Source organism: Corynebacterium kalinowskii (assembly GCF_009734385.1).
In the GTDB taxonomy this organism is placed as follows: Bacteria; Actinomycetota; Actinomycetes; order Mycobacteriales; family Mycobacteriaceae; genus Corynebacterium; species Corynebacterium kalinowskii.
In genome coordinates this window covers 1,852,443-1,865,721 of sequence record NZ_CP046452.1, presented here as the reverse complement: position 1 = coordinate 1,865,721, position 13,279 = coordinate 1,852,443, and the positions used below count along the sequence as shown (strand labels likewise).

At 58.7% G+C, this 13,279-nt stretch carries 13 protein-coding genes and 1 tRNA gene; 13 read left to right on the top strand and 1 reads right to left on the bottom strand.

Annotated elements, in window-relative coordinates:
- Window positions 1–233: 233 nt before the first annotated feature.
- From CKALI_RS08870 to CKALI_RS08810, 13 genes are all read left to right on the top strand, one after another.
- The gene (locus CKALI_RS08870) at window positions 234–875 is read left to right on the top strand and encodes a DUF3558 family protein (RefSeq protein WP_156193010.1); all 642 of its coding nucleotides are present in this window, start codon (window positions 234–236) and stop codon (window positions 873–875) included.
- Entirely contained in the window at window positions 856–2,589 is a 1,734-nt protein-coding gene (locus tag CKALI_RS08865) for a hypothetical protein (protein ID WP_156193009.1), read from the top strand. The genes CKALI_RS08870 and CKALI_RS08865 overlap by 20 nt, the downstream gene beginning before the upstream one ends.
- Window positions 2,590–2,698: 109 nt before the next feature.
- A tRNA-Met gene (locus CKALI_RS08860) sits at window positions 2,699–2,772 on the top strand.
- 98 nt (window positions 2,773–2,870) lie between these two features.
- Window positions 2,871–3,200 carry a hypothetical protein gene (locus CKALI_RS08855; protein WP_156193008.1) on the top strand — a complete coding sequence of 110 codons (330 nt, stop codon included), beginning with the start codon at window positions 2,871–2,873 and terminating at the stop codon, window positions 3,198–3,200.
- Window positions 3,201–3,248: 48 nt separating this feature from the next.
- On the top strand, window positions 3,249–3,887 hold the full coding sequence (locus CKALI_RS08850) for a hypothetical protein (RefSeq protein ID WP_156193007.1): 639 nt from the start codon (window positions 3,249–3,251) through the stop codon (window positions 3,885–3,887).
- A gap of 168 nt (window positions 3,888–4,055) precedes the next feature.
- Window positions 4,056–4,814, top strand: coding sequence for a hypothetical protein (locus CKALI_RS08845; RefSeq protein WP_197079672.1), 759 nt, complete (start codon window positions 4,056–4,058; stop codon window positions 4,812–4,814).
- 125 nt (window positions 4,815–4,939) lie between these two features.
- Window positions 4,940–5,221: a FeoA family protein gene (locus CKALI_RS08840; protein ID WP_156193005.1), complete on the top strand. Its 282-nt coding sequence runs from the start codon at window positions 4,940–4,942 to the stop codon at window positions 5,219–5,221.
- Window positions 5,218–7,149 (top strand): ferrous iron transport protein B, encoded by a 1,932-nt coding sequence (gene feoB / locus CKALI_RS08835; RefSeq protein ID WP_231580448.1) that lies wholly within the window; start codon window positions 5,218–5,220, stop codon window positions 7,147–7,149. Before CKALI_RS08840 ends, feoB begins: the two co-directional genes overlap by 4 nt.
- 434 nt (window positions 7,150–7,583) lie before the next feature.
- Window positions 7,584–9,080, top strand: a complete 1,497-nt coding sequence (locus CKALI_RS08830) for a methylmalonyl-CoA carboxytransferase subunit 5S (RefSeq protein ID WP_156193004.1) — start codon at window positions 7,584–7,586, stop codon at window positions 9,078–9,080.
- An 11-nt stretch (window positions 9,081–9,091) separates the two neighbouring features.
- On the top strand, window positions 9,092–10,651 hold the full coding sequence (locus CKALI_RS08825; protein WP_156193003.1) for an acyl-CoA carboxylase subunit beta: 1,560 nt from the start codon (window positions 9,092–9,094) through the stop codon (window positions 10,649–10,651).
- A gap of 12 nt (window positions 10,652–10,663) precedes the next feature.
- A complete protein-coding gene (locus tag CKALI_RS08820) occupies window positions 10,664–10,924 on the top strand; it encodes a hypothetical protein (protein WP_156193729.1) in 261 nt (86 codons plus the stop codon).
- A 20-nt stretch (window positions 10,925–10,944) separates the two neighbouring features.
- Window positions 10,945–11,307 (top strand): biotin/lipoyl-containing protein, encoded by a 363-nt coding sequence (locus tag CKALI_RS08815; protein WP_156193002.1) that lies wholly within the window; start codon window positions 10,945–10,947, stop codon window positions 11,305–11,307.
- 350 nt (window positions 11,308–11,657) lie between these two features.
- A complete protein-coding gene (locus CKALI_RS08810) occupies window positions 11,658–12,509 on the top strand; it encodes a S1 family peptidase (RefSeq protein WP_197079671.1) in 852 nt (283 codons plus the stop codon).
- Here CKALI_RS08810 and hisN read toward each other — a convergent pair.
- The gene (hisN, locus tag CKALI_RS08805; RefSeq protein WP_156193001.1) at window positions 12,501–13,277 is read right to left on the bottom strand and encodes a histidinol-phosphatase; all 777 of its coding nucleotides are present in this window, start codon (window positions 13,275–13,277) and stop codon (window positions 12,501–12,503) included. The genes CKALI_RS08810 and hisN overlap by 9 nt on opposite strands.
- Window positions 13,278–13,279: the final 2 nt, after the last annotated feature.

Sequence of the window (13,279 nt, the reverse complement as noted above, 5' to 3'; positions counted from 1 at the left end):
AGGCCCCCACAACGGATTTTCACCTAAGGTGATCCTTCCGAATTGGGGGCTTTTCCGTGCTCTCATCAGCCACTGCTGTCACAACTTTAGGGGATCACCTGTGTCTTTTGAAGAATTTTCCGCGCACATGGAACCTTTTGGGCCCCTTCGCCAGTCTCAAGACAATGAGGGCTTCTGCATTTATGATTCGAATCATTGACGCCTGAACTTCACACAACATCTCGGGGGAAACCATGCGCCAACGACTCGGCTCCTTGCGGACGCTCTCAACTGCCATCGCAATCACATACTTCTCACTCAGCCTCACAAGCTGCACACCGCCAGACGCGGACACTGCGCCAAGCAAGGGGGAAACGCCCGCAACGGGCAGCGCAGACACCGCGCCTATCGACGTCCACAGCCCAGCAACCTTTGACCCCAAAGACCCCAACTTCAAACTCTTCGACCCGTGCACCGAACTCGACGACGAAGTGTTCCAGAAGGCGGGGTTGGGGAAAAGGTCGCGGATTGGAGATGAATCTGATGGGTCGTTCCATACCTGTACTTTTGCAACAGATGAGAGTTCTGCGTATTTCGGAACTGTCTCTATTTCAACAAATTCTGTTGATTTCGAGACGGTCGCGAAAAAGACTCACATAGTGAAAACAGAGGCATCCCAAAAAATACCGCAGGTGTATCAGTATCGACTCTCGGAGCAATCCAAGAACGAGTGTGCTTCTGTGGCCCAAACTAGCAGGGGGCAGCTGGACGTTTTGGTGATGTCGTTTGACAAGGCTATGAGTCCGGAGTTGATATGTGGAGAGTCGTTGGCTTTTCTTGAAACTCTTTATGCAGAAGTGGAGATGAAAAGCAGAAATGGAACACGTCGAAATTGATCCGGAGATTCTGTCCAATCAGATTGGTGAAATAGATTCGCTTGCCGCAGAGGTCGGGCAAATCTTTTCTGGTGGTCACCAGGGCACCCTTTCATCCGCCTATTCAGAAGTATCCGGTCTTGATCAGATGGGCGCTTCACATGGCGCAGTGATGCAGGGCGGTGTGGGGTCTGCAGTTCAGACGTTGCAGAAGTACGCGGAGCAGGTCGCATGGCTGCGCGATGGTTTGCGCGCAACGGAGAGGTCGCTCACTGGTCAGGAGGGGCTGGCTAGTCGGGCGTTGCAGATCGCGGATGAAGGTGGCGCTGTGGGGGAGGAGATGACGCTGTTTCCGGCGCGCCCCGATCAGACGTTTGCGGATTTCGACTTCCCTTCGCCGAGTGTGGCGATTCCGTCGAGTTTGTCGGAGCTCAGTGCTGCGTTCGCTTCGACAGATGGTGCAGCGGTGGCTGCTTCGGCGGAGTCGTGGTCGAGTATGGCCAAGAACGCGACGATGCTGGCAGAGAACATTCGAATGACGGCATGGGATATCGCTGAGGTCAATAAGTCGGACAGCATCAACGCGGCCGTCGATAAGGCTCTTGAAGTGGCAGATGCGGCGGATGTCTTTGCTACCAATGCGGGCCTGATGTCCACGTCGGTCACGTATATGGGGCAGGTCGCGGATGCGGGTGCTCTGCATGTGGCCATGGCTGAGCTTGCGATCGCGTTTATCGAGGATCCCGCGGAGCGGGAGGCTGCTGAGCAGGCATTCTTGCAGTCGTTCATGGGCTCGGAGTTTCCCTCAGCGGTCGAAAGTGCGATGCCCGTGATCCGGAACCTCATGAAGCTAGAACAGGGTGGCACTGGTGGTGGAGAGTTGCAGGCGTCGATGGGGCTTGTCGACGGCAACGGCCGTCCCGGCCCATTGGCGCGTCTGAATGCAGGTTCTCAGCAGCTCGAGAGTCTGCTTGCAAATCCGGCACAGATCGGCCCTGGCAGCTTCGCAGAGGTGTCTAAGAACATGGCTGAATTGGACAATGTCAAGCCTGGTGGTGGCGTCGGGTCGATTGGTGGACTAGCGACTGAAGCAGCAGGGGCGGACCTTGGGGCGTTGAATGCAGTGACGCCGGTGGCAGGTATGCCGGGCGCCGGGGCGCATGCGTCGGCAAGCCCCGCGATTGGGTCGTTTGGCGCGCCTGCTGTCGGCGGGATGGCACCGTTCGGGCGTGGTGTGGACTCAGCGGGGCGCGGTGTGGCGCCGGTTGGGCGTGGCGCAGCTTCCATCGACGGCGCGCGCGGTTTTAATCCGGACCTATCGGTGGCCAAGACGCAGGCCGCTGGAGTTGGTGCTGGGGCAGCTCCCGCAGGACTGGGCGGAATAGGCGCAGGCATGGGTGGCATCGCCGGCGGCGTGCCATTTGGCGCCGGCGGCGGGCGCGCCGGGCAGGGGTCAGGAAAAGGAATGGGTTCGGTGCTTGCACCAGGCTTTTCCTCAGGCGTTGCGATGACCGGCCCGAACGGTGCAGTGCCAGTAGCTACTACAGGATCTGCCATGGCTCGGGGGATGATGCCGATGGCTGGCATGCCCATGGCCGCGCAGCAGCAGGAAAACAAGCGCGGCAAAGTCAAGACCGTGACGTCCGCGGTGGAGGAGGAAGGCAACATCGCTGCGTTGCTGGGTGACTTGCCTCCAGTGGTACCTGGGCCGATCGGTGCTTGGGCCCGCGGTTAAGGCTGTGACCAGCGAATTGGTGATTCGGGGCGGGGGTATGTATAGTAATCATCTGTCGCCGAGACATGGTGTTAAACATCAGGTTACGGCGAGGTGAAATATCACCCGTCGCGGGGTGGAGCAGCTCGGTAGCTCGCTGGGCTCATAACCCAGAGGTCGTAGGTTCGAATCCTGCCCCCGCTACTAATCAAGACCCTCAGCCAGGAATGGTTGAGGGTCTTTTTGTTTGACCGAAAGCTGTACCGGGTAGGTCTGTGGCAATCGTGCCTATGCTGGGAACTATGGATCTAGTGAGCGAGGCAACTCGGCGTCGTGAAGCGGCGGCGGGGCAGTGGCAGCAGCTGAGCGGCGGGGTGTCAGCATGCGCGATGGCAAAGAGCGGCGTGAGCTTCCCGGCAGCCAAGCTTGCGGAAGGCAAGGTTGCCGCCCTGGGAGAATTGTTGCGGGCTTTGCGACGCCCGGAGGACGCAATTCAGGAAACAGAAATCCTACGGGGCGTGCGCACTACGTGGGAAGAGAACCTAGCAGAAGCCCAGCGGACGGGAAAATCTCGGGACTGGATCGCCTACCTGACTGGCGGTGTGGACGAACTGAGTGAGCTGGGCGACTAAAGCGCTCTCGCCATTGTCGAGTTGATTTCCCCGGTGGATAATCGATGCATGATGATCTTCGACACCGAGATTTTTGACGAGCCAGTGACACCTGACTACCAGGACACACTCGAAGAAGCGATGCCGGCAGGCAGCGGGCCCGTGGTGATAGGTCGTTCGGCTAGTTTCGAAGACATCATCACATTCACTGCAGGTCCACTTGCTGGATTCGTAGCAACCACGGATGGCGCAGACGCCAAAGAGCTGCGTGCCAGAACGCTGGATGAGTTCATATCGATGCTGAAGAATCCTCTGAATCACGAAGAAGATTCGTGGGAGGCGGAGGATGATGAAGACGTTGAAATCGTCGGCTACTTTGAACTCGTCGATGCGTTTGCCGATGGTACTAGGACTTCACACGACCTCGCAGTGGGGCAGCAGTTGCTCGACACCTTGGACGAGGACCTCGCAGCCGGACTAGATGAGTGGGACACCGGCTATGTCACGCAAGCGACGTGGGCGGCGAAGCTAATGTTCACTTCGCGTGCACAAGCAGAACTCCAGGTTGCAGAATCGAGTGAGCTAGGCACCGAATCGAGCCCTGCGCGCTGGGCTGCCGAAGCTGCGAACAGCTATCTCGCAGACCTGGACCAACTGGAAGAGCGAGCTGCTCTCTTTGAAGATTTCAAGAAGTCGGCTGAGTTGTAACACCAGCACGTTCCGTGGGGGAGCTGCACTTGTGGTTGCCTTCGAAATAAGGCGTTTCTTATCTAAACAACGCTTCATTTCGTCTCAGCTGAACCTTAAAACCCCGGGGTACTCTGGTCATTTGCACTATTGATATGTCCCCAAGTGTTGAAAGGGAGCACTCCGTCGATGGGAAGAGGAATATCAGTAGCCTTTCAATTGGCTGCATTTGTGCTTCTGGTCGGCAGCTGGGTCTACTTGTCAATCGCTCGGCCACAGGTGCAGTGGGTGGCGGACCTCTCAATTCCGCCAGTTCGAAACCAATTCTTCATCGTGGCAGCGGTTTGTGTGTTGTCGATTGCTGCAATGTGGCGTGGGCTCAATTGGAGGCAACTCCTCATCATTTTCCTGGGTGCAAGTCTCGATGCCTTGGTGGCGCACTACTTTTTCAAGATTCCGGCACCGGTCTACCTTGACGTCATCGGTTCAGTGACAGTCGCCGTTTTGCTCGGACCGTCTGCAGGAGCTGCTTCTGCCGCACTCAGTGAGCTGTTGAATTTTCCGTGGCGCCCACACGGGGTGCTTTTTGCGATCGGAAGTATTACTATCGCCTGGCTGGCCGGCTATTTCACACGGATTGGCGGGTTCTCCCGGTTGTCGCTCGCCGCGACTTCGGGATTCTTAATCGGAGCGGTGTCGTCGATGGTGTACGCGCCGATGCAAATTCTCTTTGCAGCTTCACTCGCCGACGAATTCGATCCGCGGACTTTTGTCATCGGAGACCAAGTGCTTTCCAATTGGGTCGGCATCTTCCAAGACTTCACTCATCCGAGCGACCCCTTGGATAAGGCTTTGTCCTGCGTGCTCGCCTATTTGCTGGTTAGGTGGCTGGTGCAGCACAAGATCGTGAAGCCGTTTAAACCTATCGAAAAACCAATTACGCAATAGGTCTATGTTGTAAATGAAAAACCCCTATTGAATTGATGTGTCTCTTCCTGCTAAGGTAAGCCTAACCATGATGTGAACAGGCGATCCTAACTTGGGTCGCGAAACCAGTGGCAAAGGCAAACGACATGTTTCAGCGTTCGGTGGACACCGTGTGTGTCCGAAAAGACTGCATTTCCGCAGACAAGGCCCCAGTGGGGTGCCTTGCCAGCCTTCCGGAATGCTGTTTGGAGCGAGCCATACAGCGCAACCCTGCCCTTGCTATGCGTTTGCAAGAACTCGGCCTTCGCCCTGGCACCAGCGTGAAGTTGGGGCAAAAAGTTGCCGGTGGTGGCCGGATCGTCACGATCGGCACTGCCCGCTATGCCATTGACCGCGACACGCTGCGTCAACTCGACGTACAGCTGTGAGCGGGGGAATCTCCAGCGCACCTAGTTGCCACGCCACCGCCACGACAGCAGTAGCCCCTCAAGGCTCGCAGATCGTCGCGTTGGTCGGTGCGCCCAATTCCGGAAAGTCAACCACCTTTAATGCGTTGACCGGTGCCAAAGTTAAGACGGGCAACTGGCCGGGCACCTCGGTAGAGGTTAGCCGTGGTGTGTGGCGCACTCCCCACCAAACTCTTGATGTCATCGATTTCCCTGGCACGTACTCCTTGGATCCGCTCAGCCCGGACGAAGAACTCACCCGAGAGATGCTCATCGAGCGTCCCGAAACGGAGCGTCCCGATCTCGCCATCGTGGTCGTTGACGCGACTGCGCCGGCCCGCGGGCTAAACTTGGCGTTCCAAATCGCTGAGCAGCCTTATCGCCTCGTCCTCGCTGTGACCAAACAGGACGTCGCCGAAGCGCAAGGCATTTCGGTGGACTTGGCAGCATTGGAAAAGGCGACCGGCATCCCGACAGTTGGAGTCAATGGTCGCAAGTTTCAGGGCTTGGATGAGCTCGAACGAATTGTGCTCGCACAGTTGGATCGCCCGAAACTACAGCTTCGCGCGGACTCGGACGTCGACAAGCGCTTTGCCGACCTCGACGCCGCCACTCATGCTGCGGTCAGCGAGGGTGAGCCGCGCACGACGCTCACGCAGCGTATCGACGCCGTCGCGCTGCACCCGATCGTCGGACCACTTCTGTTCCTAGCTGTCATGTGGCTCGTGTTCACCATCACCACCACCGTTGCCGCGCCGCTCCAAGACGGACTTGAAACGCTCATCACCGGCTGGTTCGGCGGGGTAGTGGGGGATGGGCTCGTCGCGTTGGGGCTGGATCATCCGCTGCTCACCGGGCTGCTTGTCGACGGCCTCATTGGCGGCGTCGGCATGGTCCTGACATTTGCCCCGCTGCTCGCCCTCATGTTCCTTTGCCTAGCAGTCCTTGAGGACTCGGGTTATATGGCGCGAGCTGCCGTCGTTACTGACCGGGTGATGCGCGCGATTGGGCTGCCTGGCAAGGCATTCATTCCTATCGTGGTCGGCTTCGGCTGCAACGTGCCCGCGATCTCAGCTACTCGGGTGCTGGGCAGCGCTAAACACCGAATACTCACGGCGCTGCTCATTCCATTTACTTCGTGTTCCGCGCGCCTGATCGTGTTCCTCATGCTGGCCACGATCTTCTTCCCTGGTCATGCGGCGAGCGCCGTGTTCGCCATGTATGTGCTTTCCATCTTGCTCATCGTGGTGACCGGTCTCGTGCTGCGGAACACCTTGTGGAAGGCCATGCCAAGTGAAGCTCTGGTCATCGACCTTCCGACCTATCAGCTGCCCACAATTCGGATGGCCAGCTCGGTCACGTGGCTTCGCTTGAAAGGCTTCCTACAGACCGCAGGCGGCATCATCGTTACCACAGTGATCGTCGTGTGGCTGCTGATGGCGATTCCTGTGCGAGGCGACCACGCGATTGCGGAAGTTCCGCCAGCGGATTCTGCCTACGGTGTCGTTTCTGAGGCCATCGCGCCAGTATTCAAGCCTGCAGGTTTCGGTTCTTGGACCTTGACGGGGCCACTGATTACTGGGTTCGTGGCCAAGGAAGCCGTTATATCGACATGGTCGCAGGTGTATGCCGTGGAAGATGTGACCGACGAAGCCCCGGAGGCACAGGCAGAAAGCGCGCTATCCCAGCAGATTCGGCAAGACTTCGAACAGGCTTCTGGTGGGCACACCCTGGCTGCAGTCTGGGCTTTCATGATCTTCATGCTGTCCTACACGCCGTGTGTGGCCACCATCGCTGCCCAGCGCCGTGAAATTGGTTCCAAGTGGACACTGTTTGGTTTCGCAGTGCAGTTTGTGGGTTCGTGGCTGCTCGCAGTGTTGGCATTCCAACTTCTCAAGGTTTTCCTGTGACCCCTACCGAAAAAGTGCGAGAGGCCATTCTTAGCGGTGTCACGACTGTCGAACGGATCGCTTCTAAGACGGGTCTGCGTCAGGGGACGGTCCAGCTGATTCTCGAGGATCTCGAGCTCAGCGGCGGCCTAGTCAGGGAATCATTGTCGTCCTGTCCGAGCTCCGGCTGTGGTTCGTGTGGCCAGTCCACCGGTTGCAGTGGGGCGCAGGGTTCTCGTGGGCCAGTGCTCCTCAAACTCACACAAGCAGACTCAAAACGTCATTCTTAAAGCGGGAAAACCACGTAACCGGACGGTTATGTCCAAGGTCACTGTGAAGTATGGCACCGATTTGCACCTAGTTTGTCCAGGTCACACTTTGAATATAACCGCTGAGACGTGCACGGAAGGGAATCTGGCCTGCAGCTAGCTACCAGCTCACCTAACCTTAGGGACATGAGCCCACGAAAAATTGGTGTTACTGAAGTTGCCCTCCGTGATGCCCACCAGTCCCTCATGGCCACCCGCATGGCGATGGAAGACATGGTCGGAATCTGTGAAGAAATCGATCAAGCTGGATTCTGGTCCGTCGAGTGCTGGGGCGGTGCGACATTCGACTCCTGCATCCGCTTCCTCAATGAAGACCCATGGGAGCGCCTGCGCACGTTCCGCAAGTTGATGCCTAATTCCCGCCTGCAAATGCTCCTACGTGGCCAGAACCTGCTGGGTTACCGCCACTACGAGGACATGGTGGTGGACAAGTTCGTCGAAAAGTCCGCAGAAAACGGCATGGATGTCTTCCGCGTTTTCGACGCACTCAATGACCCTCGCAACCTCGAGCGCGCGATGAACGCCGTGACCAAGGTTGACAAGCACGCCCAGGGTACGATCTGCTACACCGTCTCCCCGCTGCATACGGTGGAAGGCTACATCGAGCAAGCAGGTCGCTTGCTGGACATGGGCGCCTCCTCCATTGCGCTCAAAGACATGGCTGCGCTGCTCAAGCCACAGCCTGCCTACGACATTGTCAAGGGCATCAAGGATAAGTACGGCGAGGACACCCAGATCAACGTCCACTGCCACTCAACTACCGGCGTAACGCTAGTTACGCTGATGAAGTCCATTGAAGCCGGAGCCGATGTCGTCGATACGGCCATTTCTTCCATGTCCCTCGGCCCGGGCCACAACCCGACCGAATCCCTGGTCGAGATGCTCGAAGGTACCGAGTACGACACGGATCTTGATATGGACAAACTGATCAAGATCCGCGACCACTTCAAGGCAGTGCGCCCGAAGTACAAAGAATTCGAGTCCAAGACTCTGGTCGATACCAACATCTTCCTCTCCCAGATCCCGGGCGGCATGCTCTCCAACATGGAGTCCCAGCTGCGCGCCCAGGGCGCTGGCGACCGCATCGACGAAGTGATGCGCGAAGTACCTGTTGTCCGCAAGGACGCCGGATACCCACCTCTCGTGACTCCGTCTTCCCAGATCGTCGGCACCCAGGCTGTGTTCAACGTCCTGATGGGCCGCTACAAGGTCATGACCGCAGAGTTCGCCGACCTCATGCTCGGCTACTACGGCGAGTGCATCGGCGAGCGCAATCCTGAGCTAATCGAGCAGGCTGCGCAACAGACCAAGAAGGAAGCCATCACCTGCCGCCCAGCTGACCTGCTCGAACCAGAATGGGGCAGTCTGCAGGAGCAGGCTGCGGCACTTGAGGGCTTTGACGGCACCGACGAGGATGTCTTGACCAACGCGCTGTTCCCGGGCGTTGCGCCAGGCTTCTTCAAGGCTCGCCCTGAAGGACCAAAGAACGTCGGAAAGACTGCAGAGCAGCTCGAAAAGGAGAAGGCTGCTGCCTCCGGAGCTTCCAACGCAGTGCAAGAACCAATCCAGTACAAGGTCACCGTCGGTGGCCGCAGCCAGACCGTCAAGGTCGAGCCAGCCTAAAAGGACAAGACATGACGAACCAAGATCCAACTATGCAAGAGCGCCTCGACAAGCTTGCCGAGGCCAAGCACAAGGTCTCCCTCGGCGGCGGCGAAGCCAAGCTCGAGAAGCAGCATGAGCGCGGAAAGCTCACCGCTCGTGAGCGCGTTGACCTGCTGATCGACGATGACACCTTCCGCGAAACCGGCATGTTTGCCAAGCACCGCACTACCGAATTCGGCATGGACAAGGCTGAGGCCCCAGCCGATGGCGTCGTCACCGGCGTTGGCGCTGTCTTCGGACGCCCGGTCCACGTCGCGTCCCAGGACTTCAGCGTCATGGGTGGCTCCGCGGGCGAGACTCAGTCCAACAAGGTCGCCGCCATGATGGAAGCTTCCGCAACTACTGGCACCCCATTCGTTTTCATTAACGACTCCGGCGGAGCGCGCGTCCAGGAAGGCATCGACTCCCTTTCGGGTTATGGCAAGGTCTTCTACCAGAACGTTTTGCTCTCCGGCTTGGTCCCGCAGATCTCCATCATTGCTGGCCCGTGTGCCGGTGGTGCTGCGTACTCCCCAGCGCTGACCGACTTCATCATCCAGACCCGCAAGGCCAACATGTTCATCACAGGCCCAGGCGTGATCAAGTCTGTGACCGGCGAAGTTGTCACCGCAGAACAGCTCGGTGGCCCTGATGCGCACATGGCGAAGGCTGGCAACATCCACTTCATTGCCGAGGATGACGAGCAAGCGATCATCATCGCTCAGAAGCTCCTGAGCTTCCTTCCTCAGAACAACACCGAAGAGCCACCTGTGGTGGATCCGGACTACGTTGTCGAGCCTGACGAGTCCCTGCGCGATATCGTTCCGGTGGAAGGCAAGAAGGGCTACGACGTCCGCGAAGTGATCGCCCGCATCGTTGACCGTGGTGACTTCCTCGAATCCCAGGCAGGCTTCGCGCCGAACATGGTTGTCGGCTTCGGTCGCATCGTTGGTCGCACCGTGGGCATCATTGCCAACCAGCCGAATGTCATGTCCGGCGTGCTCGACATCGACTCCTCCGACAAGGGCTCGCAGTTCATCCGCTTCTGCAACGCCTTCAACATCCCACTACTCACACTTGTCGACGTCCCTGGCTTCATGCCGGGTGTCGCCCAGGAGCACGGTGGCATCATCCGTCACGGTGCCAAAATGCTGTATGCCTACTCCTCGGCAACGGTGCCAAAGATCACCGTGGTCCTGCGTAAGTCTTACGGTGGAGCCCACCTGGCTATGTGTTCCAAGGACCTCGGCGCAGACCGCGTCTTTGCCTGGCCAACGGCTGAGATCGCCGTGATGGGCGCCGACGGCGCCGTGAACGTGGTCTTCCGCAAGGAAATCGAAAACGCGGAGGATCCTGAGACCAAGCGGGCCGAACTGGTTCAGCTCTACAAGGACACCTTCTCGACGCCATTCATGGCGGCATCCCGTGGCCTGGTCGATGACATCATTGACCCGGCTGTCACCCGTGGCGAAGTAGCTATGGCTCTCGAGGTCCTGGCCAACAAGCGTACGACCCGCCCTGCCAAGAAGCACGGCCTCGGCCCAGCGTAAGGCGGACTCATGATGACTGACATGACTAGCAAAGAGCTGCAAGAGCTCGTCTCGCAATTGTCCCTCAGGCTTGACTCTGTCGAGGCTGAGCTCGCCGAGTTGAAGAAGCGCTCCGACCAAGAGATCCCAGAGGACGTCCTCATGGCGATCAGCGCAGCGGTCTCCGCCTACCTGGGCAACCGCGGCAAGATCAAGGCCGTGAAGTTCTCGCGCCATCGCACGTGGGCGGCGCAGGGACGCCAAGCTGTCCAGACCCGAAGCCAGCAACTCTGATAGGTGTTCGAAGGAAGATTATGAAACTCAAAGTAACCGTCAACGGTGTCGCCTACAGTGTCGATGTCGAGGTAGAGGAGGAGCAGCGCACCCTCGCCCCGATCGTCTTCGGTGGCGGTACCGCATCCCTGCACTCCGAACCGTCCAACGCCAAGGTCTCCGGCACCTCCCTCAATGCCGTGACCGCGCCATTGGCAGGCTCTGTCTTCAAGGTGCTCGTTGCAGAAGGCGACACCATCGAGGCCGGCCAGGTCCTCCTGATCTTGGAAGCCATGAAGATGGAGACCGAAATTACCGCCCCTAACGCCGGTACAGTCACCGCGATTCACGTGGAGCCTGGCGACCCGGTTCAGGGCGGTCAGCCTCTCATCGAAATCGCTTAAGACCTCCTGAAAAATCCCTCGCTGCGTACAGCGAGGGATTTTTGGTGTTCGACTTCGCAGCACTGTTTTCGATATATGAAACACAATATCGCGGGTAGAAACCGTGCGATTCGGCTGTGGGAGTCCGCATTTCGTCGGTGTATGGGGTTCCACAAATTGGGTTGTGCCGGGCAAAGTCATGTCGGGTAACTCGCTCGCAGCCCGATCGGGGGTGCCTGACTCTCGCAAGCCGGACAACGTGCCAGGATAGCGGGGTGTAGAAAACTGCAGCCAATAACATCCGCCACATTGGTAACAGTTCTTGTATTCTGTATCGAACAGTTATTGCCCACCGTGAAAGTTTGTGAGATATGTCCCTCAAGCGCCCTGTCCGTGCACTCATCGGATCCTCGATTGCGGTGCTTGCCTTGTTGGCAGGCACATCATCGGCGCAGGCATACGAGGCAGCACCGGCAACTTTTGAAGGCCTCGTAGACGGTCCGAATTATCACTGGCGCACAGATATCCAGGCTCAGGTCATGGCACAACACCTCGGTCCTGTACTGCACCGAGTTCCGGGCAGTTGGTTCAACGCGCCTGACATCCCGGCCGAGGCGAAAGCACATGAAGGTGCAGGTCAAGCTCTCTTCGGTCCCGGTACGCCGCTGTTTATCAGTAACGAAAAGATGTGTACCCTCGCAGTCGCGGGGTACGACATGCACGGCAACAAGGTCGGTATCACTGCAGGACACTGCGGCGCAGTCGGTGCCGAGGTCTTTTCTGCGGACGCTCCGAACGCGGGCGTAGCCGGCCATGTTGTGCAGGTAGCCCCAGACCTAGATTTTGCGGTCGTTCAGTTCAATCAGACGGCGCAGCTCACCCGCTCATACAATGGCGTGACGATTAATGCCGTGGGTGGCCAACCGGCATTTGGCCAGCAAGTGTGCAAGAAGGGCGTGGCCACCGGCTACACCTGTGGTGTGGCATGGGATGCCTACAACTCGCAGGTCTGCGCGATGCAGGGTGACTCGGGTGCGCCGATGTTCCAGGGCGATCGTCTGATCGGCGTAATTTCTGGCGGTAACCCGATCGTTCCGGCAGGCCCGTGCACCAACCCATGGCAGGGCCCGCTGCACATGCCAACCCTGGCCTCGCCAATCGATCGGATTCTTGAACGCTTGAACAGTCAGGGCGGCACGGGCGCTGGCTTCTACCTAGCGTAGGTAGCTCAGGGCGGCGTCGTGAAGCTGCCCATTGGTGGCGATGGCATCGCCACCGTGGGGTCCATCCTCGCCTGCTAGGGATGTGAAGCGACCGCCGGCTTCGGTGACGAGCACGGCTAGCGGAGCGAGGTCCCACAGGCTGACCTCGGGCTCAGCTGCGATGTCGACTGCCCCCTCTGCCACGAAGCAGTAGGACAAGAAATCGCCGTAGCCACGCAGGCGCCAAGTGTCGTCGGCGAGGCGGATGAAGCCGTCGCGAAGGCCTCGGTCGCGCCAGCCGTCCAGGGAAGAGAAAGATACGGACGCGTCCTCGATGGCCGACACTCCAGACACGCTCAGCTTCTTTGGCGAGCCGCCATTAAATGCGCGCCACGCACCAGAGCCTTCGGCGGCCCACCAACGGCGGGCGAGGGCCGGTGCGGAGATGACACCGACCACGGGCTGGCCGTCGACAAGCAGGGCGATGAGGGTGGCATACACCGGAACTCCGCGCACGAAGTTCTTGGTGCCGTCGATGGGGTCGATGACCCACTGGCGGCCCTCAAGCACTGCGTCTCCGCCAAATTCTTCGCCGAGGATGGCATCGGCTGGGCGGTCGGTGGATAGACGCTCGCGGAGTGCCTCCTCTACGGCAAGGTCAGCATCGGATACCGGAGTCAAATCTGGCTTGGAGCTAACCTGCAGGTCAGAGGCTTCAAAACGGTCGAGGGTGATCTTGTCAGCAATGTTTGCCAGCTCTAGAGCCAGCGCAAGGTCTTCTGCGTACATGC

Coding starts and splice junctions, on each gene's coding strand:
- CKALI_RS08870 (WP_156193010.1), top strand. CDS start 234: ATGCGCCAACGACTCGGCTCCTTGCGGACGCTCTCAACTGCCATCGCA.
- CKALI_RS08865 (WP_156193009.1), top strand. CDS start 856: ATGGAACACGTCGAAATTGATCCGGAGATTCTGTCCAATCAGATTGGT.
- CKALI_RS08855 (WP_156193008.1), top strand. CDS start 2,871: ATGGATCTAGTGAGCGAGGCAACTCGGCGTCGTGAAGCGGCGGCGGGG.
- CKALI_RS08850 (WP_156193007.1), top strand. CDS start 3,249: ATGATGATCTTCGACACCGAGATTTTTGACGAGCCAGTGACACCTGAC.
- CKALI_RS08845 (WP_197079672.1), top strand. CDS start 4,056: ATGGGAAGAGGAATATCAGTAGCCTTTCAATTGGCTGCATTTGTGCTT.
- CKALI_RS08840 (WP_156193005.1), top strand. CDS start 4,940: ATGTTTCAGCGTTCGGTGGACACCGTGTGTGTCCGAAAAGACTGCATT.
- CKALI_RS08830 (WP_156193004.1), top strand. CDS start 7,584: ATGAGCCCACGAAAAATTGGTGTTACTGAAGTTGCCCTCCGTGATGCC.
- CKALI_RS08825 (WP_156193003.1), top strand. CDS start 9,092: ATGACGAACCAAGATCCAACTATGCAAGAGCGCCTCGACAAGCTTGCC.
- CKALI_RS08820 (WP_156193729.1), top strand. CDS start 10,664: ATGACTGACATGACTAGCAAAGAGCTGCAAGAGCTCGTCTCGCAATTG.
- CKALI_RS08815 (WP_156193002.1), top strand. CDS start 10,945: ATGAAACTCAAAGTAACCGTCAACGGTGTCGCCTACAGTGTCGATGTC.
- CKALI_RS08810 (WP_197079671.1), top strand. CDS start 11,658: ATGTCCCTCAAGCGCCCTGTCCGTGCACTCATCGGATCCTCGATTGCG.
- hisN (WP_156193001.1), bottom strand. CDS start 13,277: ATGTACGCAGAAGACCTTGCGCTGGCTCTAGAGCTGGCAAACATTGCT.